The organism is Rhodoferax sp. (assembly GCF_028715765.1).
Classification (GTDB): Bacteria; Pseudomonadota; Gammaproteobacteria; order Burkholderiales; family Burkholderiaceae_C; genus Rhodoferax.
The window spans coordinates 1-26,614 of record NZ_JAQURE010000004.1 but is presented as its reverse complement, the minus strand read 5'-3'; the positions used below and the strand labels follow the sequence as shown (position 1 = coordinate 26,614).

At 59.4% G+C, this 26,614-nt stretch carries 23 protein-coding genes; 13 read left to right on the top strand and 10 right to left on the bottom strand.

What is annotated here, in order from left to right; translation table 11 throughout:
- The first annotated feature begins 15 nt into the window (after window positions 1–15).
- The 6 genes from modA (at window position 16) to PHT20_RS02405 (ending at window position 6,298) form a co-directional block, all read left to right on the top strand.
- Window positions 16–792, top strand: a complete 777-nt coding sequence (gene modA, locus PHT20_RS02430) for a molybdate ABC transporter substrate-binding protein (protein ID WP_301019275.1) — start codon at window positions 16–18, stop codon at window positions 790–792.
- A gap of 70 nt (window positions 793–862) precedes the next feature.
- A complete protein-coding gene (gene modB, locus PHT20_RS02425; protein ID WP_301019274.1) occupies window positions 863–1,552 on the top strand; it encodes a molybdate ABC transporter permease subunit in 690 nt (229 codons plus the stop codon).
- 6 nt (window positions 1,553–1,558) lie between these two features.
- A complete protein-coding gene (modC, locus tag PHT20_RS02420) occupies window positions 1,559–2,647 on the top strand; it encodes a molybdenum ABC transporter ATP-binding protein (RefSeq protein ID WP_301019273.1) in 1,089 nt (362 codons plus the stop codon).
- Between the two features lie 145 nt (window positions 2,648–2,792).
- Window positions 2,793–3,971, top strand: coding sequence for an ABC transporter substrate-binding protein (locus PHT20_RS02415; RefSeq protein ID WP_300080702.1), 1,179 nt, complete (start codon window positions 2,793–2,795; stop codon window positions 3,969–3,971).
- Between the two features lie 118 nt (window positions 3,972–4,089).
- Complete coding sequence (locus tag PHT20_RS02410) at window positions 4,090–5,655, top strand: ABC transporter permease (RefSeq protein ID WP_300080706.1); 1,566 nt, start codon at window positions 4,090–4,092, stop codon at window positions 5,653–5,655.
- A gap of 1 nt (window position 5,656) precedes the next feature.
- Window positions 5,657–6,298 carry an ATP-binding cassette domain-containing protein gene (locus tag PHT20_RS02405; RefSeq protein ID WP_300080709.1) on the top strand — a complete coding sequence of 214 codons (642 nt, stop codon included), beginning with the start codon at window positions 5,657–5,659 and terminating at the stop codon, window positions 6,296–6,298.
- Window positions 6,299–6,348: 50 nt separating this feature from the next.
- Here PHT20_RS02405 and PHT20_RS02400 read toward each other — a convergent pair whose 3' ends face one another.
- Together PHT20_RS02400 and PHT20_RS02395 are read right to left on the bottom strand one after the other, a co-directional pair.
- On the bottom strand, window positions 6,349–8,499 hold the full coding sequence (locus PHT20_RS02400; RefSeq protein ID WP_301019272.1) for a bifunctional TVP38/TMEM64 family protein/FAD-dependent oxidoreductase: 2,151 nt from the start codon (window positions 8,497–8,499) through the stop codon (window positions 6,349–6,351).
- 100 nt (window positions 8,500–8,599) lie between these two features.
- On the bottom strand, window positions 8,600–9,169 hold the full coding sequence (locus PHT20_RS02395) for a carboxymuconolactone decarboxylase family protein (protein WP_301019271.1): 570 nt from the start codon (window positions 9,167–9,169) through the stop codon (window positions 8,600–8,602).
- Window positions 9,170–9,295: 126 nt separating this feature from the next.
- On the opposite strand from PHT20_RS02395, the gene PHT20_RS16705 reads away from it, so the two are divergent.
- On the top strand, window positions 9,296–9,634 hold the full coding sequence (locus tag PHT20_RS16705; RefSeq protein ID WP_366520876.1) for a BrnA antitoxin family protein: 339 nt from the start codon (window positions 9,296–9,298) through the stop codon (window positions 9,632–9,634).
- Between the two features lie 441 nt (window positions 9,635–10,075).
- On the opposite strand, the gene PHT20_RS02390 is transcribed toward PHT20_RS16705, so the two are convergent.
- From PHT20_RS02390 to PHT20_RS02380, 3 genes are all read right to left on the bottom strand, one after another.
- A complete protein-coding gene (locus PHT20_RS02390; RefSeq protein WP_301019270.1) occupies window positions 10,076–14,098 on the bottom strand; it encodes a DNA methyltransferase in 4,023 nt (1,340 codons plus the stop codon).
- Window positions 14,099–14,262: 164 nt separating this feature from the next.
- On the bottom strand, window positions 14,263–16,332 hold the full coding sequence (locus tag PHT20_RS02385; protein WP_301019269.1) for an EAL domain-containing protein: 2,070 nt from the start codon (window positions 16,330–16,332) through the stop codon (window positions 14,263–14,265).
- A 211-nt stretch (window positions 16,333–16,543) separates the two neighbouring features.
- A complete protein-coding gene (locus PHT20_RS02380) occupies window positions 16,544–18,412 on the bottom strand; it encodes a hypothetical protein (protein WP_300080717.1) in 1,869 nt (622 codons plus the stop codon).
- 525 nt (window positions 18,413–18,937) lie between these two features.
- Here PHT20_RS02380 and PHT20_RS02375 point away from each other — a divergent pair.
- The 4 genes from PHT20_RS02375 to PHT20_RS02360 are packed head-to-tail and all read left to right on the top strand — an operon-like array spanning window position 18,938 to window position 21,510.
- Window positions 18,938–19,261, top strand: a complete 324-nt coding sequence (locus PHT20_RS02375; RefSeq protein WP_300080722.1) for a DUF2282 domain-containing protein — start codon at window positions 18,938–18,940, stop codon at window positions 19,259–19,261.
- Window positions 19,262–19,289: 28 nt separating this feature from the next.
- On the top strand, window positions 19,290–20,219 hold the full coding sequence (locus PHT20_RS02370; protein WP_300080725.1) for a DUF692 domain-containing protein: 930 nt from the start codon (window positions 19,290–19,292) through the stop codon (window positions 20,217–20,219).
- The gene (locus PHT20_RS02365; protein ID WP_300080728.1) at window positions 20,216–20,986 is read left to right on the top strand and encodes a DNA-binding domain-containing protein; all 771 of its coding nucleotides are present in this window, start codon (window positions 20,216–20,218) and stop codon (window positions 20,984–20,986) included. Before PHT20_RS02370 ends, PHT20_RS02365 begins: the two co-directional genes overlap by 4 nt.
- Before the next feature lie 50 nt (window positions 20,987–21,036).
- Window positions 21,037–21,510, top strand: a complete 474-nt coding sequence (locus PHT20_RS02360; protein WP_300081119.1) for a DoxX family protein — start codon at window positions 21,037–21,039, stop codon at window positions 21,508–21,510.
- 4 nt (window positions 21,511–21,514) lie between these two features.
- Here the strand turns inward: PHT20_RS02360 and PHT20_RS02355 are convergent, their stop codons facing one another.
- The 4 genes from PHT20_RS02355 to elbB are packed head-to-tail and all read right to left on the bottom strand — an operon-like array spanning window position 21,515 to window position 23,684.
- Window positions 21,515–21,721, bottom strand: a complete 207-nt coding sequence (locus PHT20_RS02355; protein ID WP_300080731.1) for a hypothetical protein — start codon at window positions 21,719–21,721, stop codon at window positions 21,515–21,517.
- A complete protein-coding gene (locus tag PHT20_RS02350; RefSeq protein ID WP_301019268.1) occupies window positions 21,718–22,347 on the bottom strand; it encodes an RNA polymerase factor sigma-70 in 630 nt (209 codons plus the stop codon). The genes PHT20_RS02355 and PHT20_RS02350 overlap by 4 nt, the downstream gene beginning before the upstream one ends.
- A 57-nt stretch (window positions 22,348–22,404) precedes the next feature.
- Window positions 22,405–22,995, bottom strand: coding sequence for a TIGR00730 family Rossman fold protein (locus PHT20_RS02345; RefSeq protein WP_300080737.1), 591 nt, complete (start codon window positions 22,993–22,995; stop codon window positions 22,405–22,407).
- The gene (elbB, locus tag PHT20_RS02340; protein WP_300080740.1) at window positions 22,992–23,684 is read right to left on the bottom strand and encodes an isoprenoid biosynthesis glyoxalase ElbB; all 693 of its coding nucleotides are present in this window, start codon (window positions 23,682–23,684) and stop codon (window positions 22,992–22,994) included. The genes PHT20_RS02345 and elbB overlap by 4 nt, the downstream gene beginning before the upstream one ends.
- Window positions 23,685–23,834: 150 nt before the next feature.
- Between elbB and PHT20_RS02335 the strand changes: the two genes are divergently transcribed.
- Window positions 23,835–24,542: an AzlC family ABC transporter permease gene (locus PHT20_RS02335; RefSeq protein ID WP_300080743.1), complete on the top strand. Its 708-nt coding sequence runs from the start codon at window positions 23,835–23,837 to the stop codon at window positions 24,540–24,542.
- Window positions 24,539–24,862 (top strand): AzlD domain-containing protein, encoded by a 324-nt coding sequence (locus PHT20_RS02330; protein ID WP_300080747.1) that lies wholly within the window; start codon window positions 24,539–24,541, stop codon window positions 24,860–24,862. The genes PHT20_RS02335 and PHT20_RS02330 overlap by 4 nt, the downstream gene beginning before the upstream one ends.
- Before the next feature lie 184 nt (window positions 24,863–25,046).
- Here PHT20_RS02330 and icd read toward each other — a convergent pair whose 3' ends face one another.
- Window positions 25,047–26,300: an NADP-dependent isocitrate dehydrogenase gene (icd, locus tag PHT20_RS02325; RefSeq protein WP_300080750.1), complete on the bottom strand. Its 1,254-nt coding sequence runs from the start codon at window positions 26,298–26,300 to the stop codon at window positions 25,047–25,049.
- Window positions 26,301–26,614 lie beyond the last annotated feature (314 nt).

Sequence of the window (26,614 nt, the reverse complement as noted above, 5' to 3'; positions counted from 1 at the left end):
ACCCAGGAGCCCACCATGTCCCGTATTTCCCGTATTTCCCGTTTCATCAGCGCCATTGGTCTGGCTGCCCTGGCCTGCGCTGCGCAGGCCGACACCGCCCGCGTGGCGGCAGCTGCCGATTTGCGCTATGTCTTTGCCGAGCTGCAGCCGCTGTTTGAAAAAGCCCAACCCGCGCACAAGCTGGAGCTGATTTTGGGCTCTTCAGGCAAGTTTATGCAGCAAATCGACAACGGCGCGCCGTTTGACATTTTCTTCTCGGCTGACGTGGCCTTTCCGAAAAAACTGGTGGCCAGCGGCAAAGCGGTTGCACCGGTCACCACCTATGCTTTTGGACGCGTCGTGCTCTGGAGCGCCAAGGTGGATGCCAGCAAGCTCACCTTGCAAGACCTGACCCAAGACCAGTTCCGCAAAATCGCCATTGCTGCGCCTGACCACGCGCCCTACGGCGCGCGCGCTAAAGAGGCGCTGGAACACGCTGGGCTGTGGGCCAAGGTCCAACCCAAGCTGGTGTTTGGCGAAAACATTGCGCATACCGCCCAGCTCATCGACACCCAGGCGGCCGAAATCGGCATCGTCGCCTTGTCGTTGGCGGCAAGCGACGCGCTCAAGGCCAAAGGGGGTTTCTACCTGATTCCATCCGACTACCACCTGCCACTGGAGCAGGCTTATGCGGTCACCCGCCACGGCAAAGACAACGCTGCAGCGCATGCATTTGCGCGCTTCATGACCACACCAGCAGCGCGCCAGGTGATGGTCAAATATGGCTTTGTGCTGCCGGGCGAGACGCTGTAATCCAACGTACCGCCTGCTTCCCCCACCCACATCCCCCAACAAGCTCCGCTCAACAACCGGCTGATTTCTGATGCAACTCTCCCTTGGTGAATGGCAGGCCATCTGGCTCACCGCCCAACTGGCGGGCCTGACCACGCTGATCCTGCTGCTGCTCGGCGCGCCGCTGGGCTGGTGGCTGGCGCGCTCAAGCAGCCGCTGGGCCAACCCGGTGGCGGCGCTGGTGGCACTGCCGCTGGTGCTGCCGCCCACCGTCATCGGCTTTTATTTGCTGCTGCTGCTGGGCCCGCAGGGCGCAGTGGGTGGCACGCTGCAGGCACTGGGCTTGCCGCATCTGGCGTTCAACTTCTGGGGCATTCTGATTGGATCAACGATTTATTCCATGCCATTTGCCGTGCAGCCGCTGCGCGAGGCCTTTGCCGCCATCGACACCCGCTTGCTCGACGCAGCGGCGACGCTGCGCGCCGGGCCAGTCGACCGGTTCATGCATGTGGTGTTGCCCCTGTCGCGTGGTGGCATCCTGACCGCCGTGGTCATCACCTTTGCGCACACGGTGGGCGAGTTTGGCGTGATCGCCATGCTCGGCGGCAACCTGGCGGGCGAAACACGCGTGGTGTCCATCGCCATTTACGACTATACGCAGGGGCTGAACTACGACGCGGCGCACCGCCTGTCGGCCATTCTGGTGGGTTTTTCATTCCTCACGCTGTTGACTTTTTACGCCATCAACCAGCGCGTGCTGACGCCTATTAAGCCCCACTGACGCGCCATGATCGAAGGCAATCTGACCCTGCAAAAAGGCAGTTTCACGCTGCAAACCGGCGCATTTTCGGTGCCTGCCAGCGGTGTCACCGCGTTGTTTGGCCGCTCAGGTTCGGGCAAAAGCACGCTGCTGCGCGCCCTGGCCGGGCTGGAGCGCAACACCCAGGGCCAGCTGCACTTCAAAGGTGAATGCTGGCAAAACGATGCCTGGCAGTTGCCCGCCACACAGCGCGACATCGGTTTTGTGTTTCAGGACGCAGCGCTGTTTCCACACCTGAGTGTGCGGGGCAACCTGCTGTTTGCCTGGCAGCGCGCCCCGCTGGCCAAGCGCGGCAAGCAGGGGGCCGCCATTGCCAGCGTCGCGCAGCGTGTGGGCATCAGCGAGTTGCTGGATCAACCCAGCAGCACGCTCTCAGGGGGGCAGCGCCAGCGCGTGGCCATGGCCCGCGCGCTGCTGTCGCAACCGCGCCTGCTGTGTATGGACGAGCCCATGAGCGCCCTGGACACCCCCGCGCGTGTCGAGCTGTTGGCGCTGATCGACGCGCTGGCGCAGGAAACCCAGCTGCCGGTGCTCTACATCACGCACGCACCGTTGGAGGTGCAGCGCCTGGCCGAGCGCGTGATTTTCCTGGCTGACGGGCGCATTCAGCGCATCCAGAGCCTGACTGAGGCACTGGCACAGGTGGATTCACCCCTGTTTGCCGACGAGGGGCCAGTGAGCGTACTGCACGGGGACTTGCACGCACGCGACGGCGACGGACTGACCCCGTTTGTGCACCAAACCCTTCGCGTGCGCCTGAGCCTGCCCGCCCATGCACAACCCAGCGCCACGCGGCTGCGCATCAAAGCGCGCGACGTGGGCTTGGCCACGGTGCAACCACAAGGCTTGAGCATTTTGAACCAGCTGCCTGCCACCATCACCGCGCTTCACCCAGACACAGGTGGGCGCGTGACCGTGGTGTGCCAACTGGCCGACGGCCAAACACTGCTGGCTGAGATCACTGGCTATTCTTGCCACACGCTGGCGCTGCGGGTGGGCATGCAGGTGTATGCATTGGTGAAATCAGTCGCTTTGATGGACGCGCACAGTCATTGAACTGCGCCCTAAACTCAAGCCAATACGCTTGATGAAGCGGTTGGCACTTTCAAGCGCAATAGCCACCCCAGTTCCACGCCCACAGCTGTAAGGTTTTGGGGGGTGACACCGACCAAACCATTCAATCACCGTCCATGGAGTTTTTATGCTGAAATTTTTACCCTTTGCCACCCTGGCTCTCGTCCTGGGTGTGGCCACAGGCGCACAAGCGGATTGGGCTCAAACGCAAAACGAGGCCAAAGGCCAAACGGTCTATTTCAACGCTTGGGGCGGCGGCGATGCCATCAACGCCTACATCGCCTGGGCCGCCAAAGAGGCCAAAGCGCGCTATCAAATTGACGTGAGGCACGTCAAAATCACCGATGCGGCTGAGGTCGTCAAACGTGTGCAAACCGAAGTGGCAGCTGGCCGCACCAGCGGCGGCTCGGTGGACCTGATGTGGGTGAATGGCGAGAACTTTCGCAACCTCAAAAACGGTGGCTTGCTGTTTGGTCCGTGGGCGCAACAGCTGCCCAACTGGGGGCTGGTGGACTTGAACAAACCGGTACGCACGGATTTTTCGGTAGCCACCGAGGGTTATGAGTCGCCCTGGGGCACGGCGCAGCTCACGTTCATCACCGACAGCGCCAAAACCCCGACACCACCACGCTCGGCAACTGAGTTACTGGCCTTTGCCAAAGCCAACCCGGGACGCATCAGCTACCCCAAGCCGCCCGATTTTCATGGCACCACGTTTGTCAAACAACTGTTGCTTGAACTCACCCCAAACCGCGAGGTGTTGCAGCAGCCCGTGACCCCAGCCACGTTTGCCAGCGCCACGCAGCCGCTGTGGGCGTATCTGGATCAGCTGCACCCCAGCTTGTGGCGCAACGGCAAGGCGTTTCCGGCCAGTGCTGCTGAAATGCACCGCATGCTGGGTGATGGCGAGCTGAAACTGTCGCTCACCTTCAACCCCAACGAGGGTGCCAACCTGGTTGCGGCGCGGCAACTGCCCGCCATGGCCACCAGCTTTGGTTTTACCGGCGGCACCATTGGCAATGTGCACTTTGTCGCCATCCCGGTGAATGCGCGCGCCAAAGCTGGGGCGCAGGTGTTTGCCAACTTTTTGCTCTCTGCCGAGGCACAGACGCACAAGGCAGACATCACTGTGTGGGGCGACGGCACGGTGCTGGATACGGCCAAATTGCCTGCAGACTCACAAGCTTTGATGCGCAAGAAAGCACCCGGGGCATTGGTTGAAGCAGTGCCAACCTTGCCCGAGCCGCATGCCAGCTGGGTGGAGGCGCTAGAGGCTGAATGGCTCAAACGTTACGGGGCGCGCTAAGTTGCGCTCTTCGTCTATCTGATTCATGGCTTTCGCCTGCCAAATATCCTCTCCCTCCCCCTCTGGGGGAGGGTTGGGGTGGGGGCTTGGGTGGGGGCTGTGGCTGGCGGCTCTGCCCATGTTGCTGATCTTTGGCCCACTGCTGCCTGGCCTGTATTGGGCGTTGCTGCCCGCTTTGGATGGCGCTGTGTGGCAGACCCTGTGGCGCGATGCCCAGTGGCCGCAGGCTTTGCGCGCCACGCTAATTTCCAGTGTCTTGAGCACTGCGTTGGCCTGCGCCATAGCTGCCTTGATGGCCACGCTGTACTACCCCGGCTGGGTGTGGTTGCGGCTACAGCGCCGCTTGCCGCTGCTGCTGTCGGTTCCGCATGCGGCTTTTGCTGTAGGCATGTTTTTTTTAATAGCACCTTCCGGTTGGTTGGCAAGGGCTACAGCCCAATTTGTTCAATGGTCTAGCCCGCCAGACTGGGTCACAGTGCAAGATCCCTATGGCCTGAGTTTGGCGCTGGCGCTGGCCATCAAAGAGAGCTGGTTTTTGCTGTGGGTGCTGGCAGCCGTATTGGGCGAGCAGGCGGTGAGCCGCCAGATGGTGATGGGGCGCGCTTTGGGCTACAGCCGCACCCAGGTTTGGGTCAAGATTTTGTGGCCGCAGTTGCTGCCACGCATGCAATGGCCGGTGCTGGCCGTGCTGGCTTATGGCTTGTCGGTGGTGGACATGGCGGTGATCTTGGGGCCCAACACGCCGCCCACCTTGGCAGTGCTGGCCTGGCACTGGCTGACCGACCCCAACCCCGCGCTGCAAGCCCTTGGCAGTGCTGCTGCGTTGGTGCTGCTGGCTGGGTTGCTCATCATCGCTTTGGGGGGGCGTGGTCTGGCTGGGTTGTGGTTGCAGCTGCAACCCTACCCCAGTGGGCGGCGCATACCCGTATCACGCTGGCGTGGGTTCAGTTTGCACACGCTGTGGTTTTTCAGCGGCTATGCGGTGGTAGCCGTGCTGCTGCTGTGGTCGGTGTCGCAAGGGTGGTTTTTTCCGGCGCTGTTGCCGGATGGCGTGTCGCTTGAAGCGTGGCGGCAAGCCGACTGGACCCCGTTTTGGACTACCTTGTGGCTTGCCACTGTGGCTAGCATGCTGTGTTTGCCCGCGGTGCTGCTGTGGCTGGAATGGGGTCCCAAGCAGCTCAATGCGATGTTGTACCTGCCCCTGATCGTGCCCGCCCTGCCGCTGGTCGCCGGGCAATATGCGGTGCTGCTGCAGGCACAGCTTGACGGCACAGCAGTGGCCTTGGTGTGGAGCCATTTGCTGTGGGTGCTGCCCTACATGGTGCTGACCCTGATAGGCGCCTACCGCGCTTTTGATGCACGCCTGATGACCAGCGCACGCGCCCTAGGCTGCTCGCCCTGGCGCGCCTGCTTGACGGTGAAATGGCCCATGCTGTTGCGCCCCCTGCTGGCCGCGTGGGCAGTCGGTTTTGCCGTAAGCGTGGCGCAATACCTGCCCACGCTGTTTGCGGGTGGTGGCCGATTTGCCACCGTGACCACCGAGGCAGTGGCGTCGAGCGCAGGCGGCAACCGCCGGGTGCTGGCAGTGCAGGCCTTGCTGCAAATTGCTTTGCCGCTGGCCGCTTTTGGGCTGGCCAGCGTGATGGCCTATGCGCTGGGACGACGCCGACAAGGACTGCGCTGACATGCTGCACATCAAAAACCTGACCCTGGCACCCACCCAACTGCCTGCACAGCCGCTGTGTTCAGGTCTATCCATAGAGGTGCAGCCCGGTGAAGTGGTCACCTTGACGGGTGCGTCTGGCTCGGGCAAGTCGACCCTGCTGAACTGGGTGGTGGGGGCGTTAGACCCCCACTTCACGGCCACCGGCGAGTTGTGGGTCAACGGCGTGCGCAGCGACACCTTGCCGATTGAGGCGCGCCACATCGGGCTGCTGTTTCAAGACGATTTGCTGTTCCCGCATCTGAGTGTGGGGCGCAACCTGGCGTTTGCACTGCCAGCCCAAGTCAAGGGCGCGGCGGCACGGCGCCAGAGCATTGAGCAAACGCTTGCCAGCATAGGGCTGGCCGGTTTTCATGACCGTGACCCAGCCACGCTCTCGGGTGGGCAGCGGGCGCGCGTGAGCCTGATGCGCACACTGCTTGCCGAACCGCAGGCGCTGTTGCTCGACGAGCCGTTTTCCAAGCTTGATGCAGCGCTGCGCGGCCAGTTTCGCGCCTTGGTGTGTGAGCAAATTGCGCTGCTGCGCATCCCCACCTTGCTGGTCACGCATGACCCGGCGGATGTGCCAGCGGGCGGGCGGGTGATAGAACTCGCGCAGGGGTAACACCCTGCCATCTGAAGGTCTTTAATACGCCAACCAATAGCGAGATGAAACTAGCCTCTCCGCCAGGCATGAAACCGCCCCAGCCAGACCAGCACTTTTTGCGGCGCATGGGCGCGTTTCCACTCGCCCGCCACATACTTGTTGGCCTCGGCCAGCGTCGGGTAGGTGTGGATCGTGCCCAAAATTTTGTTCAAGCCCAGCCCGTGTTTCATGGCCAGCACAAATTCGGCCAGCAAATCCCCGGCATGTTCGCCGACGATGGTGACACCCAGAATCCGGTCTTTGCCTGGCACGGTCAGCACTTTGACAAAACCGTGCGCAGTGCCGTCGGCTATGGCGCGGTCAAGGTCGTCGATGCCGTATTTTGTGACCTCATAGGGAATGTTCTTTTCCTTGGCATCCTGTTCGTTGAGGCCGACACGCGCCACCTCGGGCTCAATAAAGGTCGCCCAAGGCACTACGGAGTAGTCCACCTTGAACTTCTTGAACTCTCCAAACAGCGCATTCACCGCCGCGTACCAGGCCATGTGCCCGGCCGTGTGGGTAAATTGATAAGGGCCAGCCACGTCGCCTGCCGCATAGATGTTGGGGTACAGAGTCTCAAGGTAATCATTCACCGCCACGGTGCGCTGGGTGGGAATGCCCAAATTTTCCAATCCATACCCCTGCAAGCGGGCCACGCGACCCACGGCACACAGCAGGGCATCAAATTCGATGCGTTTTTCTTGGCCCTGGTGCTCAACCACGATGAATTTGTGATTTCCCTCGCGTTCGCAGCGCAAGGCTTTGTGGCTGGTCAGCACATCAATGCCATCGCGTGACAAAGAATCACGAGCCAAGTCAGAGACCTCGATGTCTTCGCGGATCATGATGCGCGGTGCCATTTCGATTTGTGTCACCTTGGAGCCCAGGCGGCCAAAGCTTTGCGCCAGCTCGCAGCCAATGGGGCCACCACCCAACACCACCAGCCGCGCGGGCGGTGCGTCAAGTTTGGCAAATTCGTCCCACAAGGTGTCGCTGGTGACATAGCCCACATCGTCCAGGCCCGGCAAAGGCGGCACAAAAGGCCTGGCACCGGCAGCGATGACGATAGAGCGGGTAGTCAGGCGCTGCGTGCCACCATGGTTCAGTTTGATCTCAACCGTCCAGGGATCAACAATGGTGGCGTAGCCCTGCAGCACTTCCACGCCAAGCTCGGTGTAGCGCGCCACGCTGTCATGCGGGGCCACTGTGGCAATGACTTCATGCACGCGCGCCATGACTTTTTTGAAACTGAACTGGGGGGCAGTTGCGCTCAAACCATAGTTCTCGGCATGACGCATCTGATGGGCTACACGTGACGATTTAATGAGTGCCTTGCTCGGCACGCAACCATAGTTCAGGCAATCACCGCCCATCTTGTGCGCCTCCACCAAAGTGACCTTGGCTTTGACCGCGGCCGCAATGTACGAAGTAACCAAGCCCGCCGCGCCGCCGCCAATCACCACCAGGTTACGGTCAAAGGTTTTAGGGCGCTGCCACTTGGCATAGACACGGCGGCTTTGCAAAACAGTCATGAACTTTTTGGCCAGCATGGGAAAGACGCCGAGTAGTGCAAAAGAGAGCAGCAGGCCGGGCGACACAATGCCCGCCAAACTTTTGATTTGGGCCAGGTGGGTGCCGGCGTTGACATAGACCAAAGTGCCAGCCAACATGCCCAACTGGCTGACCCAGTAATAACTCAGGGTGCGCACGGGGGTCAAACCCATGAGCAAATTGACCAGAAAGAACGGGAAGATGGGCACCAAACGCAAGGTGAACAAATACAGAGTGCCCTCTTTGGCCATGCCGTCGTTGATGGCCTTGAGACGATCCCCAAAACGGCGTTGAATAACATCGCGCAGCACATAGCGCGAGGCCAAAAAAGCCAAAGTAGCTCCGATGCTTGAGGCGAATGACACGATGACCGTGCCCACCGACAAACCAAACAACGCGCCTGCCGCCAGGGTCAGGATCACCGCACCTGGCAGTGACAAGGCAGTGGCCACCACATAGATTGCAAAGAAGGCCAGCCCCACGCCCAAGGGCGATGCCGCACGTTGCGTCTCAAACTGCCCCAGACTGGCTTTCATGCCCTCCAGGGTCAGGTACTGGTTCAAGTCCAGCGCAAAGAATCCAACGGCCAAAAGGCCTGCAGTGACAAGAATCAGTATTTTTTTCATGGGTCGCCCAGTGTCATTGAAATCACGCAGGCGAAAAGCCAACGCCCAGTACTGACTTTGTCGAGTTCAGGGCTGGATTCTTACAGCTTCTACAGCAGGGTCAATCGACTTTGTACGCTGCAAAGCGCTCGTCCACCTGGGTGGCAAACAAATGGTTGCTGAAATTGCTGAGGGTTTTGACGGCAATCGCCAGCACGATGTACATCAGGTCGGCTTCCTTGTAGCCCGCATCCAGAAATGTCTTGACGGTTTCGGGGCTGGGCTGGCCGTGGCTTTTGACCATGGCCACTGTGGTGGCATACAGCGTGGCCAGTTTGGCATCGGGAATAGCGGTTTGCGCCCGGATGGCCTTGAGCACATCGGCTGGAACGCCCGACATTTTTTCGGCGATCATGCTGTGCGCTGCGGTGCAGTATTTGCAACCGTTGACCTGGCTGACCGCCAGAAAAACGACTTCCTGCTCGGCAGGCTTCAGACCCGATTCGCTGCGAAACAAGCTGTAACCATGCAAATAAGTGCTCAGCACAGCCGGTGCATTGGCCATGTTGGCGTACATGTTGGGAATGAAACCGACTTGCTTGAGGGCAAGGTCGAGAATTTCCTTCGACTTACCCTGAGCGCTGGCGTGGTCGATGGGCTTGAGTTGATGGACGAGTGGGGTGGTTGACATGGTAGAGGTCTCCTGAGCTTTCACGTTGAAACTGGCAACCGACAGCGAATCCGTGGCAACCCTTCAGCGTGTCCGTGAATGGTAAGAACAGGCGCATAGACCCATAGCACCGATCGTCTCGAATATTTGCGCGCCCGTCTCAAAGGCATCCTGACTGACCGCTGCACAGCGCCCCGAGCAAATCATGTCCCGGCGCGGTGGCCGCGCGGTGGGCAGCGTACAAGCTGTCAAAAAATACCAACAACCCTGCGCCTCGATACAACAGCATTGAATCGCTTGCGTGCGTCAGGCAAGGGCAGGCAGACTCGCGCCGCCGCTGTGCTGGCAAAGCATGCGCTATTGTTTTCATATCTTGTTGATGCTGATGTTCTGATCTGTAAAATGATTCAGCTCGTGCATGGCATCGTCTGGCTCATACCCAGAAACGTTTCGGACGTTAGATGTTGGGGCGAGCTTTTGGTGTAAATTCAACGCCAAGCCACTGCGGCAAAGTCTCCCGGCATTATGCTGAGGGTGTTCCTGGCACCCAAAGGTTTCGTCGGCGGTCAGGGGAGCCCGCCGCGCAGTAGCCACGAGGCAGTCCAGGGGCTGCCTCATTTTTTTCACCCTGTCTGAGCAGTCGTGCGATTTCACAGTCGCACCGGGTGGCATCGCTGTGCAGCTATGCATCCAGACCGGCAAGACAGCAATAACCTTCAAAGCTTACGCAGCGACACCCGCCGATTCAAGGCACGAAAAAATCAGACCGCCGCCGCAGTCTGGTTACCCAGCGTGTAGTGTCGGAGGTCCTGGCGGGGACTTCTCACGCGATAGGCTGACGGCATTTAGCCGATTTGAAGCCGTGTTAGCCCACTACGTTGCCCCTGCGCACAGGAGGCGGCTGAAATCACACAACCCAGCCATGCTTCACACCCCACGCCACAGCGCCGCCTGGCAATGCGCCCGGCCCAACGCGGCAAGGGTGTCGAGAATGATGGGCAAACCTTTCTTCCATGCACCGCGACCTTTGAAGTGGGCTTCCAGCGCGGACAAAGACAGCGGCGCGGGGCTGGCCGTCAAAACGGCGGCCACGGCGCGCACCTGCTCAGGCAGCGTGGCCGGCCAGGGTTGCGCAGTGCTGGGGCGGCTGGTTGCGCCGGACAAGGTGCCGGAAAGTGCGTCTGGCGCTGCGTCCGGTGGTAGGCCAGATGATGCATCAGAGTTATATGAAAAATTAGCCTCTAGCCCTTGATCCGCATGCGCAGGCAGCTCTTTATTTTGAAGCTCTAGCGGTGCCTGCTGTGGCGCGGTGGGGTGCTGAAACGCCGGGCGCAGCCAGCGCACGAGGCCTTGCGCCTCTTCGGCGGCGCGGCGGGCGTTGAGCTGCAGCAACAGCGCTAGCGTGTCTGCGGTGCTGGCGTCAACGGGCAGACCGTAAGCGGCGCGCACGGCAGCGTCAAGCTCGTCATGCAGTTCGCGCAGCACGCCCACCAGGCCGCGGCTGTGGATGATTTTTTCTTTGGCCGTGAGCGCGCGCCCCTGGCGCAAGGCTTGCAACACGTTGTACAGGCCAGTCAGCGTGACGTCTTGATGCGGTTTGACCCCGATGGCGTCTGACTGCGCGTCAGCAACACCACCATTTGCTTTTGTATTGATAGCTGTCAGCGCTTGATTGACAAGCGCTAGAGGCTGATTTTGCTCTTGAACTGCGGCGGTTGCCAGGGCTCTACCACCAGCGCTTGGTGCGTTGACCCCGCCCGGCGCGGGCACAGGCGCAGTCACGGGCAAGCCCAGCACGCGCTTGCGGTGGGCATCTATTTGCTCGGCCAGATGGGCGATGCGCGCGCGCAGGACGGGTGTGAGGCCGGTGTCTTCGTCGGGGAAGGGGAAAGTGTCGAAGCAGCGGGACTTGCTGTAAACCGGGTCATTGCCCACGCCAAGCCTGCCACCTAGTGCCAGCGCCCAGTCGATGTGAACTTGGCTGGAGAGAATGCCCAGCGAGTAAGCGTCGTCCAGAGCAACCGCGATAAGTTTGTCGTCGGGCAGGATGGACGCGTCCAGAAACTGAAACACGCGGTGCTTGGAGACCTGGCCTGTGGCGATGTAATGTGTAAGGCCATTGAGCGACGCACGCATTCGTGGCTGATCCTCAGCAAAGCGCCACCACAGTTCACGACGCTTTGGTCGGGGATTCAGATCGCGTTCGGGCTTAACGCGCTCCAGCAGCCATTGGTAGATCGCGGGGAAACGGTCTCGCACTTGTTCGGAACTCAGGCCATAGCAGTCGATGACGAGTACGCCGCGCGGTTTGTCGGTCAAATCCTTGCCGTTGCGGTATGGGCGCAGATGGTTTTCGATGCCGGGCACCACGCCCAAACCCAGAGCGCGGGCTTGCTCAAGCGTGACGGTCATGCCCGCGCCATGCGGAATCACACCACGGTTGGCCAGGCCATCCATGGCGCGCAATGTTTTCGCCCCCGCCAAATTCGCCCCCACGCTCAAATCAGCATGAATCAGCCCGGCACGCTCGGCCAGTTGCACGCGCATCTCGCCATGCTCCCCGGCCTGTTCAGCCGTTACCGTTTGCAACACGCCTTCGCCCGCACCAGCGGCCAGCACGGTCATCGCAATGCGCACCGCCGCGCCACTGGCGCTGTCCACCCAGGGGTGATCTGGTATCGCCATTTCCAGGTGGCAGGGTACAACACTGGCAGGGCCGAGGGGCAGACTGGGGCCGCCCGATTTCTGCGCGTTTGGCAGCATGAGGGCGACCCCAGTCTGCCCCTCGGCCCCACCGACAAAGTTCGCAACCCCGGTTTCCTCTGACTCACACCCACCATCAGCGCCCGAGTGCCCATTGCCCGATGCAAAAGCAGCGCGACCAGCCTCAATTGCACCAACTGACCCAGTCATCCCGGCAGTCCCGTCCAGCGCCGACTGCACCACACGCCGGTTAAAGATCATCGTCAGGCTGTTGGTGGTGATCAACCCCATGCGCTGCACCTGCCCACAGCCCACCAAATAGGCCGCGTGCTGCCACCAGTACATGACAAAGTCGGCACTGTCAGGCACGCCGTGCCAGACCTCACGCAGTGCTTCCACATAGCCGTCACCCAGTGCCTCGCGCATGCGTTTGTTGCCAATAAACGGCGGGTTGCCCACAATGAAATCGGCCTGCGGCCAGGCGGTTTTGCGCGCCCCCACGTAGCGCCACAGCGGCACCTGCGCGACCTCGTCGGGCACCGGCTCGCCCGTGACCGGGTGGGTTTTAAAGGTGACGCCATCCCAGCGCGTGCGCAACTGGCCGGCCGCGTCATACGCGGGCTCTTGCGCGCTCCAGGCCAGCACGGCGTCGCGGCACTCGATGTTGCCGTAGTTGTGCACCACCGGCTCGGCCACGGCGGCGTTGCCACGGCTGCGAATGTGCCACTGCAGATAGCCAATCCACAGCACCAGCTCGGCCAGCGCAGCGGCGCGCTCGTTCAACTCAATGCCGCGCAACTGCGCCAGCGTGACCGTTTCGCCCTCAAAGCCCAGACTGGCTTGCTGATGCGCGTGCGTGGTGCCCAGCTCTTGCAACTGGTTCACCACCTCGCCCTCCAGGCGCTTCAAATGCTCCAGCGTCACGTACAAGAAGTTGGCACTACCGCAGGCCGGGTCGAGCACGCGCAGGCTGCACAGCCGGTGGTGAAAGCGCAGCACCTCGGCACGGGCGGCGTCCAGTTTGGCCTCTTGCGCCTTGCCCTCCAGGCTGGCGGCCTCGCGCGCCAGCACCAGCGCTGCAGCGCGGGCGTTGGCCCACTCCTGGCGCAGTGGTGTGATGACCGTGGGCAACACCAGCCGCTCCACATAGGCGCGCGGCGTGTAGTGCGCGCCCAGCGCGTGGCGCTCGGTGGGGTTCAGGGCGCGCTCAAGCAGTGTGCCAAAAATGGCGGGCTCCACCTCGCGCCAGTTGGCACGGGCAGCCTCAATCAACAGGTCAATTTGCGCCGGTGTGAGTAGCAAGCTGTAGTGGTCTTGCTGCGCGCCCTTGAACAACTTGCCGTTGAAGTGCAGCACGTTTTTGGCCAGCGCGGCGCAGAAGCCGCCCCGATCCATGTCGGCCCACAAAATGCGCAGCATCTGCTGCAGCGTAGCCGGGTCGTCGCGGTGGGTTTGCAGCAAGCCCTGAAAAGCCCCTTTGGGCAGCAAATCCACGTCTTCGGCAAACATCGAAAAGAGGCAACGGGTGAGGTAATTTGCTACAAATTCAGGTGCTGCTTGCGCAGACGCATCAAGCGCTAGAGGCTGATTTTGTTGTAAAGAAAAGCCTGCCTCCAACGACTGTGACAGGCGTGCCAGCGTGGCCGCCACGTCGCGCGTGACCTGGGCGCTGATGCGCGCCGGGTCCAGGCTTTGCGGTGCAGTCCAGATGCTGCGCAGGCGCGCCAATACCTCCGGCCGAGCCAGGTCGGCCAGTTGCAGACGGTGGCTGCGCGGGTCGGGGTACGGGGTGTAGGTGGCACCGCTTTGGCTGAATTCGGCGTACACCTCGATCACGTTGCCCACATCAACCACCAGCAAAAAGGGCGGGCGACCTTCGGTGGCGGGCAAGGCGCGCGCGTAGCCTTCGGCCTGCGAGCGGGCACGCAACATGCCATCGTCAAAGCCTTTGGTGTGGCTGGGAGCCTTGAACTTTTTGGCCTCCAGCACAAAGTGGCCGTGCCGGTAGCAATCAATGCGCCCGGGGCTGGTGCTGCCGTCGCCGTGCACAAAGGTGACGGGGCGCTCAAACATGTAGTCCTGCTCGGGCGTGGCATGGGGTTTTGCGACACCCAGCAACGCGCACAGGTCGATGACAAAGCTCTGAGCTGTGGCCAGTTCGCTGGCACTGCTGCCCACCCAGCGGGCGATGAAGGCCTGGGCGGCGGCCAGGGTGTCTGGGTTGATTGGTGGATTGGGGTTGTGCATGGTGGGTCATTCCCTATGGCGGGAATGATAGCGGTGGGCTAGGCGCTACCCGGCGCAGCAACTCAACTGCTTCACATCGGGATGCGCTGCTAGGCGCAAGGCGTCCGAATCCGCCGCAGCGAATTGGGGAAGTTATTTCTTGCCACATCCTTAATCTTTTTCAATCAGTGGATGGCAGAGCTGACGTTGAATTTTTCAACCCAAGCCAAAAACTCCGGCAACGGCATCGGCCTGGCCACCACATAGCCCTGCACCAGATCACAGTGGTTGTTGACAAGCCAAGCCAGCTCTTCGGCGGTTTCCGCGCCTTCGGCCACCACAGATAACCCCAGCTCCTGGCACAGCAGCAAGGTGGAGCGCACGATGGCCGCGTTTTTCGGGGTTACATCCACTGCCGTGACAAAGGCGCGGTCAATCTTGAGTTCATTCACCGGCAGGGTCTTGACGTATGCCAGCGACGACTGGCCGGTGCCGTAGTCATCAATCGACAGTTTCAAGCCCAGCTTTGACAACTCATGCAGGTGCTGCAGCGCCAGATCGGGTTGGTCCATCAAGGCACTTTCGGTGATCTCAAGGCACAGTTGTGCCGGCGGCAGGCCTGACTCGGCCAGCATCTGCGCCACATCCTGCACCAGCCCCTGGCACATCAGATCAAGCGTAGACAAATTGGCTGATGCCACAACGGCCAAACCGCGCTGCGTCCACTGCGCCGCGTCTGCAATGACCTGGCGCAACACCCAGGGCGTGATGTCGCGAATGAACCCGGTCTGCTCGGCAAACGGAATGAACTGCATCGGCGGCACCATGCCTTTGACCGGATGCCGCCAGCGGATCAGCGCCTCGGTGGCGGTGATTTTGTTTGTTGCCAGGTGCAGCTTGGGCTGGTAATAAATGACAAACTCGCCGCGCTTGAGGGCTTCGCGCATTTCACCGATCAGCGAGAGCTGGCTGGGCGATGGCTCATCTGGCCAATGGGCTGCAAATTCCAGCACTGCGTGCCGCCGCTTGGCCGCCGTCAGAGCCAGCCCGGCGCGGCGCAGCAATGTGGTGCTATCCACGCCATCTTGCGGGTACAGTGCCACCCCGGTGCTGACTTCAATGTCCAACAGCTGACCTTCAATCAACATCGGGGCACGCACCGCGTCGATGACACGCTTCATCAGCGCAGTGGCAGTGCTCTGGTCTACACCCGGCAACAGCAGCGCATATTGATCTGCCCACAGGCGCGCCACAGTGTTGTCAGTGCCCACCACACCCAGAATGCGCGTGGCCACCGCGCACAACAAACGGTCACCCACGTTGTGCCCCAGCGCGTTGTTGATGGGCGCAAAGCGGTTGATGTCGAGCAGCACCAGAGCCCCAATGTCAGTGGCCTGGCGTGCCTCAAACAATTCATTGAAACGGGTGCGGTTAGGCAAATTGGTGAGCGGGTCGACATAAGCCAGTTTGAGGATTTTTTCTTCGCGGCTGGCAATGCTGTCGCGCATGGTGCGCAGCGCTCGCAGCAGTGCCCCAATTTCACCGCGCTGGCCCTGCGGCACATCCAGGTCATAACGCCCGGCGGCAATGTCGCGCGCCAAAGCGACCGCCGAGCGAACGGGGATGACAATGCCGCGCGCAATGAACCAGGCCAGCAGGGCCCCGATCACCAGTGCCACAATGGCCAGCCAAATCACCCGTTGCCGCGCCTGGTCAGCAGCAAGTTTGAGCTGCTCCAGCTCGGACTGCATCATCTGTTGCAGGTGTTGTTCCAGCGCCTGGGTGTCAAACAGCAGGGTGTTGAGTACCTTGTGCGTGCGATTTTCAAAATAATTGCGGGCGCTGGCAGTGCCTTCAACTTCAATCAGCTCCACCGTCTCTTGCAGCAGCACGCTATAGCGTTGGCGCAGGTCACTGACCTGGTTGATTTCGTTTTGCATCTGTGGGCTGAGCATGGTCATGTCAAGGTCACTGACCGCTTTGCCAGAGGCTGCAATCTCACGATCCAGAGCGGCGTAAAGTTTGACTCGCTCGTCACGTTCGGTGGTTTGCAACAGGTTGAGCAGCAGGATAGCCTCAGCTTGCGCGTGCTGGTTGATGCGTTGTGCAAGCTGCGCGCGGCGAGCCTGAAAGTTAACAATGTCTTGTGTGGTGGCTGTCAATGCTTCCAGCCGCTGCAATGACACCGCCGCCACAGCCAACAGCAATGCCAGCAAAACAGAAAAGGCCAGGATCAGGCGGGTACGAATCGACATCTTGTGAACCATCAGTTTAAGACCCATGAACAGGCGCATTGTCGTGTGCAGCGACAAACACAACGACACCTGAAATGGATCAAAGAAATAAATGTGCCATTCCAGGCACAGGGTGTGCCCGATTAGTCTGCCGACTGACCTGATTACTTACAGTTCAATCAAATGCAGCAATCCATGAATGCAAAATTCATGGATTGCTTTGATGGGCGAATCACCCTCCCTTGGGACCGTTATGGCAATCGTAGCAACCCACGTTTTGCCCAGCAGAGAACGTCTTGTTACCCTTTTCAACTGCCAGCGTCTTGCTGATCTTGACCTGGCTGAGCGCGGTGCCACGGAAATCAGCGCCATGGCAATAAGCGCAGTCGCTGGTGGACTTTTTAGCCACGTCCTTGTGGGTTGAAATCCAGCTGTTGCCGGTGGTGTGCATGCCGTGCGGGCCGCCCGATATGGTGTTGGGCATCGTGGTGTGGCAGGCGGTGCATTCGTTGATGGTGCCTGCATGACCCTGCACATCGGTGCTCAACACGTTGTCATTGACGTGCGAGCTGGGGTATTCAGCGTGTGTTGCACCATGGCAAGACTCGCACTGCAGGCCGCCGTGGCCGCTGCTAAAGCGGTAAAGGTTCAAGCCCGCTGCAGGCGCATTGGCGTTGGAGGCAAAGCGCTGATCTGTCCAGACATTGGGCAGACCCGCCGCGTTAACCCCGCTCAGCTCACGCTTGCCGTCGTGGTGGCAAGACTGGCAGGTGGGCTGGTTGAGCCAGCCGATACGTGCGTTGCTGCCCACTGCCGTCATGCTGCCGTGGCAACTTTGGCAATTCATTGCCGGTTTGCCAGTGGCGTCGAGCGCGTTACCCATGGGGCCACGCAGGCATTGCGTCTCCGAGCCGGGGTGGCACATGTAGCAGGCGGTGCGGTTGGTGCTGCTGTCCATCGTCAACTGCGTTACCGGGTCTTTCACTTTGGCGTGCAAAGTATGCAACGCTTGGGTCAGCGGCGTGATGCCGGCCACGCCAGTGCCAGGCAAGGCGTTGGAGCTGTGGCACGAGGCACACAAAACCGGTTGCCCCCCCGCGGCAGTAGCCTGCAAGCCAGCGGGGTTGTAGCCCAGTTGCGCCAACGCCGCAGTAAACGCCGGATTGGCGAGTTTGCGCTCGTCATGCAGACGCAAAATGTTTTTCTTCCAGTCTTTCTCGGGGTCAGCGTCGTTGACCCAGCCTGCTGCCGGTTTGGCATCGGTGCTGATCGTTGTTGAGGCATGGCACGACTTGCAGCTCATCTCATCACTGACCGGCAACACGGTGCGTGCTGTGGCCAACACGGTGCCGCTGGCATTCTTGGCCACCACTTTGACCATAGGGTAAAAGTTTTTACGCATCGCATCGTCGTAAGGGGTGATGGGGATGCCTTCAGCCTCGAACCATTTGTTGGTTGCGTTAAAGGTCATCGCGCGGGGCGTTGAGGTGGGTACCGCGTTGCCCTTGAGACCACTGTCGAGTCCCAGCGTCGTCCCAAAAAGCGCTTTCACCCAGCTCCAGAAGTTGGTCTTGTTGGCGCTGGTGGTGTTGATGGAACCGGTGGCATCGGCCATGGCCTCATACGTCAATGTCACCCCGCTCGTGACCAAGCCACCCTGGGTGGCGTTGATCAGCTGCGCGTGCAAATTGTTGTACGGCGGCAGGATCGAGAACACCGAATAGTCTTTGCCATCCACACAGTGCATGCCAAGGTCGTTCCAGGCCAGCAGTGTGTAGCCATTGCCAGCGGTTGGGCTTGGAGTAGGTGTCGGATTGGGTGTTGGGGTTGGGGTTGGGGTTGTTCCCCCTTGTGCATCGTGGTTGCTGTTGTCGTGGTTATCCTTGCTCTTTTTGCTTTCCTCATGCTTGTTTTTGTCGCTCGTCTTTTTACGCTCGTCACTCTTAGATGAGCTGTCTGACGACGACCGACTACTGGCCAGCTGCTCTATGGGTGAAGCGGTCGCACTGTCGTTGCCACCCCCTCCGCCGCATGCCACCATCAGCGCTGCCACTGCTGCACTGACCCCGATGCGTGCCGCGCGATACATGTTCCTGTTCATCTCGTTTACTCCGGTTGTTGAACGCCATGCGTCACAGAGCTACCTGTAACGCCCCGAGTCGACAAACCAGATGGCCTTGATCACCCGCACCACAACGGGCTCATCAGGCATCCCAAGCAGGTGGGCGAAGTGGCTGACAGACTCGAAGTCATCGTATTTGGATTCGCTGATCAACGGCTATATGAACAGGTAACAGTCGGTAAGTGCGCGCTTTCAGAAATCACTGGCTGGTAAAAAGCGTGAATGGGTGGTCGAGTCAGCAGCAGACCAGCATCAAACCAGAATCCTTGCCATCTATGGCGCATGAAGGCATTACGGGTTGTTACCCTTCGTTGTTGCGTGTAGCCCATGAGGCGCTGGTTTTCTCAAGCCCTGAAGCTGCATTTTGCAGAGCAAGCAAATTTTTCTTCAAGGCACTGTAATAAAAGTGCTGCTGCTTCGACCAATCGAGCAGCAGTGTCAAAAACATGGCATTTGCTGGTTAGTTACTTTTTATCCACCATTTACGCATTGAAGGACACCACCATGACAACCGCATCCCAATCTTCTGTGACCCGTCGTACCGCAACCGCCGCTGGTCTGGCGCTGGCCATGAGCGCCGCCCTGACGATTGCCGCCACACCCATTGCCGCCCAAGCAGCTGACACCGAAAAGTGCTTTGGCGTAGCCCTTAAAGGCAAAAACGACTGCAAAGCGGGTGCCGGCACCACCTGCGCGGGCACCTCCAAGGTTGACTACCAAGGCAACGCCTGGTCGATGGTGCCCAAGGGCACTTGCGAAAAAACCGTGTCAAAAACCTCGCCCACGGGTCATGGCCAAATGAAAGAATTCAAGGAAGTCAAAGCCTGATTCATTGGCAGACCACGGAGCACCTGGCATGTTGAACCCAAGCAGCCAACACACACCGCCCCAGGTTGCTCTGACCCCCACCTTGCCCACCCGGGCGGGTGTGGGGCTCAAACCCGAACATTTTCAGGAGATTTTGGCGACCCAGCCAGACATCGGTTTTTTTGAAGTCCATGCCGAGAACTACATGGTGGCGGGTGGCCCGTTTCACCATTACCTGAGCCGCATCCACGAACGTTATGCGCTCTCAGTGCATGGTGTGTGCTTGTCGATTGGGGCTGATGCACCGCTTGATATTGAACACCTGAATGCCTTGCAGCGCTTGCTAGATAAGCATCAGCCGCAATCGTTTTCAGAGCACCTGGCGTGGTCAACACACGGTGCAACCTTCTTGAATGACTTGCTGCCCGTGCCCTACAACACCGCCACCTTGCAGCGGGTTTGCGACCACATTGACCAAGTGCAAGCGCACCTGCAACGGCGCATGTTGCTGGAAAACCCTGCCACTTATGTTGAATTTGCCGCGTCCACCTGGGACGAGGCGGCTTTTATCTCTGAGGTAGTGCGCCGCACCGGTTGCGGGCTGTTACTGGACGTGAACAACGTGTATGTCAGCAGTGTCAACCACCAGCGTGATGCGCAGGCCGTCATCCGCGCATTGCCGCTGGCGCAAGTGGGCGAGATTCACCTGGCGGGCTTTGCCGAGCAGGTGGATGGCAACAATGATCGGCTGCTGATTGACAGCCACGGCTCGCCAGTGGCGCAGGCGATGTGGGACTTGTATGCCTACACGCTGACCTTGACCGGCCCGGTGGCTACTTTGCTGGAGCGTGACAACGACATACCCACCTGGCCGGTGCTGCTGGCTGAAGCGACGTTGGCCGAGGGCTACTTACACCCGGCCACAGTGGGTCAACCACCCCTTGCAGAACAACAGGCTTTGCATGAGGTGGCGGCATGAGCACCCAGACGGCCTTTGCCCAAGCGGTGCTTGATGCACAGCTGCCACCCCCAAGTGGTTTGGTCACCTGCAATGGCTCTGACCCCACCCTGCGGTTTGCTGTGTACCGCAACAACGTGATGGTGTCCTTGATTGACGCCTTGGCTGACACTTACCCGGTAGTGCAAACACTGGTGGGTGAAGCATTTTTTCGCGCCATGGCACGGGAGTTTGCTCAAAACCATCCACCAAGGTCGGCGGTCATGGCCTATTACGGGCGCAACTTTGCAGATTTTGTGGCGGCTTTTCCCCCAGTTGCTTCAGTGCCTTACCTGGCCGATGTGGCACGTCTGGAAATGGCACGGGTGCTGGCTTACCACGCGGCCGATGTCGCCGCCATTGACCCGCAAGTGTTGCAAGCGGCGCTGGCCAACGCGCAACAGCTTTTGTCATTGCAACTGGTGTTGCATCCGTCGATACAGGTCATTGAATCAAGTTTTGCTATTGTTTCCGTATGGACCGCGCATCAAGGCGCAGTGAGTGCGTTAGAAGTCGACCCAGATGTGGCGCAGACGGCGCTGGTGTACCGCGCCGGGCTGACTGTCAACACCCTGGCGCTTGCCGCTGGAACCGGGATGTTTGTCAAAGCTTTGCTGGCTGGCCAGACCTTGGCCGATGCCGCGCAAGCCGCAAGCGACCTTGACCCCACATTTGATTTGACCCACGCGCTGACGCTGCTGCTGCGCTTGCAACTCATCACCCACCTGAATACCGGAGACAGAGCATGAACACACGCACGACCCAATTGGGCTTAGCTTCACCTGCTGATGAGGGCTTGATGCCAGGCCTGATTCGGCAGTTCATTGACATCGCCGAGCGCATACCCAACACCTTGCTGGCCTTTGTGGCACGCTTTTCGATTGCGGCTGTGTTCTGGAAGTCTGGCCAGACCAAAATTCAAGGCTTTGCGGTTGACATTGTCAATGGCGAATTCACCTTGGGCTGGCCGCGCCTCTCAAGCTCGGTGGTGGACTTGTTCCGCGATGAATACCGTTTGCCTTTGATTCCACCCGAAATTGCAGCCACCATGGCTGCGACGGCAGAACATCTTTTCCCAATGCTGATTTTGTGGGGCTTCGCCACCCGACTGTCAGCCTTTGCGCTGCTGGGCATGACGATGACCATCCAGCTGTTTGTCTACCCAGATGCGTACCCGACCCACGGCACCTGGGCTGCGGTGCTGCTGTACCTGATGGTGCACGGGCCGGGCAAGCTGTCTGTTGACCATTGGATCGCCCGGTTTTACCCGTGAAGGCTTATTTTTTTGTCGTTGGCAGAAAATCTTCGTCAGCACCCTTGGCATACGCCTTCATCGCCTGACTGAGGAAAGGCACCTGCAGACTAAAGTTTTTGCATCCCGTACATATCATGAAGTGAACTTTCAGGCTCATCTTTTCAGCCAAAGGGAGTGGTCGTTCCTGCGATTCAGAGATCAGGCGGGTGGCTTGCTTGCAATTCATCATGCGTGTTCTCCCTTCAGGAACCAGGTGTTTTCCAGGCACTCTCTCAGGCGCAGGCGTGAGCGATACAGCATCACATTCAGGTTGGTGGTGGTAATGCCGACAGTCGTGCAAATCTCGGCTGTGTCGAGTTCAACAAATTCTTTCATCATGAACACCCTGGCTTGGTTGCCAGGCAAGCCTTCCAGGCACGCCTGAAACACTTTCCAGAACTGGTTCTGGTGCAAGGCACTCTGAGGGTTGCCCCAGGTGGCAGGCTTTTCATCAGCCTGCCAATGACCTTTGCGATCAAACAGCTCCGAAAAGTCTTCGCCTTCCTCATCTTCGCGCAGCAGACTGCTGGCATCGACCATTCGCATTTTGTGCCGCAAAACATCGGCAATTTTGTTGCGCAAAATGGCAAACACCCAGGTTTTCAATGCTGCGCGACCGGCAAAAGAAGTGGCATTTTTAAGCGCACCGACCAGCGCCTCTTGCACGGCATCTTCTGCCGCGTGGCTGTTGGAGAGTTGCAGCGTCGCAAACTTCACCATCTGGCGGCGCAAGTCGTTCAAAAATGCTGTATCAGACAGGATGGATGTGTCGGCCGCAGCCAGCCCCGATGCTTTAATGGGCGAAGTCTCCATCATGAATGTCCTCGTGGTATCAGTTCGTTTTTGGTCGTGCTGTAACTGGCAACACAGTATTTAAACCTGGTGAATGTTCAGCACGGCTGCGCCGCCTGACACCTGGGCCGATGCCTGGGCAGCAAACCGCTGCAACAGCAGCACCGGGTCTTGTTCCACCAGCAACGCCGCGCGGTGCTGCGGCTTTAAAAACTGCGCTTGCGTGGCGTGGTCTAAAAATGAGACCAGGCCGTCGTAATAGCCCGCCACATTGAGCAACCCCACCGGCTTGGCATGGATGCCCAGTTGCGCCCAGGTCCAGATTTCAAACAATTCTTCAAACGTGCCAATGCCGCCAGGCAAGGCAATGAAGCCGTCTGACAACTCGGCCATGCGCGTTTTCCGCTCGTGCATGTTTTGGGTAACGATCAACTCAGTCAGCCCGGCATGCGCCACCTCTTGGCACGCCAGCGCCTGCGGTATGACCCCCACCACACGCCCGCCACCGGCCAGCACGGTGTTGGCCACCAGGCCCATCAGGCCAATGCTGGCGCCGCCATACACCAGCCCCAAACCCTGTGCCAGCAGCGCTTGCCCCAAGGCGCGCGCGCCCTTTGCATAGTCAGCCAAACGCCCCGGGCTGGAGCCGCAGTAAACGCAAATGGCCTTCATGCCACGCGCTTGAGCACCTCTGCCACGCAGCGCTCAATGCCCACAAACACATCGGCCAATTTGGCGTCGTCAAACATGTAGGCGGGGGTGGTGATGAGCTTGTGGGCTTCGTCAATGACGATCTCTTTGGCGCTGGGCGTGTTGTGGTTGTGCTGACCCAGCTGGGTTAACGCGGCGGCGCAACCTGCGTCATTGCCCAGCGTCATGGCGGCGCTGTCGTGGGCTTGACTTAGCGCCAGCGCCACCAGTGCCGGGGCAATGCAGATGGCACCCACGGGCTTGTGCGCGTCAAAAAAACCACGCACAAACGCAGCCACGTCGGGGCGCACCTCAGCCTCTGCGCCTTTGAAGGCAAACGAGCAGTGGTTTTTGGCCACGCCATAGCCACCAGGCATCAGCAGTGCGTCATAGTCAGCCACCTGGGCCTGCGCCAAGTCCAGACATTGCCCCACCCGGGCGATGCGGCTGGACTCTTCCAAAATATTGCGGCTGGCACCCTCCACCGGCTCACCGGTCACATGGTTGATGACATGGAACTGCGGCGCGTTAGGCGCAATGCATTGGTACTGTGCACCTTGCTGATCAAGCGCCAACAGGGTCAACACGGCTTCGCGCACTTCAGCGCCATCCAGATGGCCGCAGCCGGAGAGCAGCACGGCCACTTTGGGAGTTTTTTGAGGGTTTGTCATGGTGTCCTTGAGGTGGTTTTTTTGAGATTATGCGACGCAACCTGCAGTGGGCACAAAGGTTTCAGGTTGGCCTTTGCCGGTGTCTGTCAAAATCTCGCGTCCTCCACAACCTCACCCTTGCAGCGCCGGCATGGGCCAGAAACCAGCACCATGTCCAACCCGCCCACGCAACCGCCCAGCCCAGCGCAACCCAGCATGTCGGTGCTGTCACTCTCAATCCCCGTGGCCATGGGCTATGTGCCGCTGGGCATGGTGTTTGGCTTTTTGTTTGTGCAAGCGGGTGCGCCCTGGTGGTTGGCGCTGGTCGCCAGTGTTGGGGTCTATGCCGGAGCCTCGCAGTTCATGATGGTGCCCATGCTGGCAGCAGGTTTGCCGGTAGCCTCCATCGCGCTGGCTACGCTGGTGGTCAACCTGCGCCACATGTTTTACGGCCTGTCTTTGCTCCACAAGTTGCCCACGCAACCCCTGGCGCGCTGGTATTTGGTGTTTGCCCTGACCGATGAAACCTATTCAGTCTTGACCACCTTGCCACCCGGCACACACACCGGGCAAATGGTCACGGTGGCCTTGTTGAATCAGGGCTGGTGGGTGCTGGGCACGCTGCTGGGGGCGGTGATTGGCGCACAGGCGCAAGTGGGGCTGGTGGGCTTGGACTTTGCACTGGCTGCCCTGTTTGCCGTGCTGGCGGTGGAGCAGTGGCGCAGTGCAGCCTCTGGCGCGCCGCTGTGGATGGCGGTGCTCAGCTACGCTGTGGCTTGGTGGGTGTGGCCACAACAGGCGTTGCTGCTGGCCATCGGCTTGAGCGTGTGCGCTGGTGTGTTTTTGGCCCAACCCACCGCTGACGAGGTGGCGCCATGATCAACACAACCTATGCGCTGGGAGCGCTGGCAGCCATGGCAGGGGTCACGTTTGGACTGCGCGCCCTGCCCTTTTTGGCTGCACGTTTTTTGCAAAGTCACCCGCTGGTGCAGCGCCTGGGGCGCTTTTTGCCGCTGGCCATCATGACCTTGCTGCTGCTGCACACCCTGGTGGGCAGCGCCCAAAGCAACCTCAAGGGCCCGTGGGCTGAACTGGCCGCAGTGGCCTGCGTGGTGGCACTGCAGGCTTTGCGCAAGCAAGCTCTGCTGAGCATCTTGGCCGGCACCGCCTTGTATGTGCTGCTGAGAAATGGGGGCTGAAGCAGCACACACCATGGTGACACCATCCAATCAGGTTGGCTGCTTTTTTTACACCATAGAGGCTCTTTTATGGTGTAAAACTTTTCCGTTGGGTGTCACAGTCGTTGCACAAAAAACAAAAAACCCCTAAGCAAATCAATCGCTTAGGGGTTGGCTCAACCGCTGTCAGCGGTTGTTATTTGCATTACATGTTGTCAATCATCACTTGACCGAAGCCAGAGCAGCTGACTTGCGTGGCACCGTCCATCAGGCGGGCAAAGTCATAGGTGACCTTTTTGCTCTTGATGGAGCGACCCATGGAATTGATGATGGCATCGGCGGCTTCAAACCAGCCCATGTAGCGCAACATCATTTCAGCCGACAAGATTTCAGAACCTGGGTTCACGTAATCTTTGCCGGCGTATTTGGGTGCCGTGCCGTGGGTAGCTTCAAAGCAGGCCACAGCATCTGACAGGTTGGCACCAGCAGCAATGCCAATGCCACCCACTTGTGCGGCCAGCGCATCAGAGATGAAGTCGCCGTTCAGGTTCATGGTGGCAATCACGCTGTAGTCAGCCGGGCGCAACAAAATTTGCTGCAAGAAGGCATCGGCAATGCAGTCTTTCACCACAATTTCTTTGCCCGTTTTGGGGCTGGTGAATTTGCACCATGGGCCGCCGTCAATCAGTTCGGCACCAAACTCTTTTTGCGCCAAGGCGTAGCCCCAGTCACGGAATGCACCTTCGGTGAATTTCATGATGTTGCCCTTGTGCACCAAGGTCACATTGGGTTTGTCGTTGTCAATGGCGTAACGAATGGCTTGGCGCACCAAGCGCTCAGTGCCTTCGCGTGACACTGGTTTGATGCCAATGCCTGAGGTGTTGGGGAAGCGGATTTTGGTCACACCCAATTCGTCTTGCAAGAACTTGATCAGCTTTTTGGCTTTGTCAGACTCGGCATCAAACTCAATGCCGCAGTAAATGTCTTCGGTGTTTTCACGGAAGATCACCATGTTGGTTTTTTCGGGCTCTTTGACCGGGCTGGGCACGCCTTCAAAATACTGAATCGGGCGCAGGCAGACATACAAGTCAAGCTCTTGGCGCATGAACACGTTGAGCGAACGAATGCCGCCGCCGATGGGCGTGGTCAGTGGGCCTTTGATGGACACCACATATTCTTTCAGAGCATCGAGTGTTTCTGTGGGGAACCAGACATCAGGGCCGTACACCGTGGTGGCTTTTTCACCGGCATAAACTTCCATCCAGTGAATTTTTTTCTTGCTACCGTAGGCCTTGGCAACCGCAGCGTCCACCACCTTGATCATCACCGGCGTGATGTCAAAACCAGTACCGTCACCGACGATAAACGGAATGATGGGCTGGTCTGGCACGTTCAATGAATTGTCGGCATTGACGGTGATTTTTTGGCCTTCTGAGGGCACCTTGATGTGCTGATACATGGAATTGGGTCTCCGGTAATTGATCAATCATCCTGTTTTGAACAGCATCATTTTTCACAATGCGGCTCGGGGCTTCCCCTTGTGAATTTGATTCTAGTCGGATTAAATTACCAATTTCTGTCAACGATACGGCTGTGGCAGTCGTTCAAGACGCACCTTCTTTGAATTTGAAGGGTTGTCAGTTCACCCCAGATAATCCATTAGAGATTTCGATGTTTCAAGCGAGTCCGAACTTGTGCAGACTTGGGTCAATTTCAGCTTGAGCCCAAAGGCCCTCAAACCACTTTCGTCGCCGTCGTGCCAAAGCCATTCGC

Bases quoted from the DNA above. Each gene is read 5' to 3' on its own strand.
- modC (WP_301019273.1), top strand. From the start codon at position 1,559: ATGATCGAAGGCAATCTGACCCTGCAAAAAGGCAGTTTCACGCTGCAA.
- PHT20_RS02390 (WP_301019270.1), bottom strand. From the start codon at position 14,098: ATGCACAACCCCAATCCACCAATCAACCCAGACACCCTGGCCGCCGCC.
- PHT20_RS02400 (WP_301019272.1), bottom strand. From the start codon at position 8,499: ATGAAAAAAATACTGATTCTTGTCACTGCAGGCCTTTTGGCCGTTGGA.
- icd (WP_300080750.1), bottom strand. From the start codon at position 26,300: ATGTATCAGCACATCAAGGTGCCCTCAGAAGGCCAAAAAATCACCGTC.
- PHT20_RS02335 (WP_300080743.1), top strand. From the start codon at position 23,835: ATGTCCAACCCGCCCACGCAACCGCCCAGCCCAGCGCAACCCAGCATG.
- modA (WP_301019275.1), top strand. From the start codon at position 16: ATGTCCCGTATTTCCCGTATTTCCCGTTTCATCAGCGCCATTGGTCTG.
- PHT20_RS02370 (WP_300080725.1), top strand. From the start codon at position 19,290: ATGTTGAACCCAAGCAGCCAACACACACCGCCCCAGGTTGCTCTGACC.
- PHT20_RS02385 (WP_301019269.1), bottom strand. From the start codon at position 16,332: ATGTCGATTCGTACCCGCCTGATCCTGGCCTTTTCTGTTTTGCTGGCA.
- PHT20_RS02345 (WP_300080737.1), bottom strand. From the start codon at position 22,995: ATGAAGGCCATTTGCGTTTACTGCGGCTCCAGCCCGGGGCGTTTGGCT.
- PHT20_RS02360 (WP_300081119.1), top strand. From the start codon at position 21,037: ATGCCAGGCCTGATTCGGCAGTTCATTGACATCGCCGAGCGCATACCC.
- PHT20_RS02380 (WP_300080717.1), bottom strand. From the start codon at position 18,412: ATGAACAGGAACATGTATCGCGCGGCACGCATCGGGGTCAGTGCAGCA.
- PHT20_RS02405 (WP_300080709.1), top strand. From the start codon at position 5,657: ATGCTGCACATCAAAAACCTGACCCTGGCACCCACCCAACTGCCTGCA.
- PHT20_RS02330 (WP_300080747.1), top strand. From the start codon at position 24,539: ATGATCAACACAACCTATGCGCTGGGAGCGCTGGCAGCCATGGCAGGG.
- elbB (WP_300080740.1), bottom strand. From the start codon at position 23,684: ATGACAAACCCTCAAAAAACTCCCAAAGTGGCCGTGCTGCTCTCCGGC.
- PHT20_RS02350 (WP_301019268.1), bottom strand. From the start codon at position 22,347: ATGATGGAGACTTCGCCCATTAAAGCATCGGGGCTGGCTGCGGCCGAC.
- PHT20_RS02415 (WP_300080702.1), top strand. From the start codon at position 2,793: ATGCTGAAATTTTTACCCTTTGCCACCCTGGCTCTCGTCCTGGGTGTG.
- PHT20_RS02410 (WP_300080706.1), top strand. From the start codon at position 4,090: ATGTTGCTGATCTTTGGCCCACTGCTGCCTGGCCTGTATTGGGCGTTG.
- PHT20_RS02375 (WP_300080722.1), top strand. From the start codon at position 18,938: ATGACAACCGCATCCCAATCTTCTGTGACCCGTCGTACCGCAACCGCC.
- PHT20_RS02395 (WP_301019271.1), bottom strand. From the start codon at position 9,169: ATGTCAACCACCCCACTCGTCCATCAACTCAAGCCCATCGACCACGCC.
- modB (WP_301019274.1), top strand. From the start codon at position 863: ATGCAACTCTCCCTTGGTGAATGGCAGGCCATCTGGCTCACCGCCCAA.
- PHT20_RS02365 (WP_300080728.1), top strand. From the start codon at position 20,216: ATGAGCACCCAGACGGCCTTTGCCCAAGCGGTGCTTGATGCACAGCTG.
- PHT20_RS02355 (WP_300080731.1), bottom strand. From the start codon at position 21,721: ATGATGAATTGCAAGCAAGCCACCCGCCTGATCTCTGAATCGCAGGAA.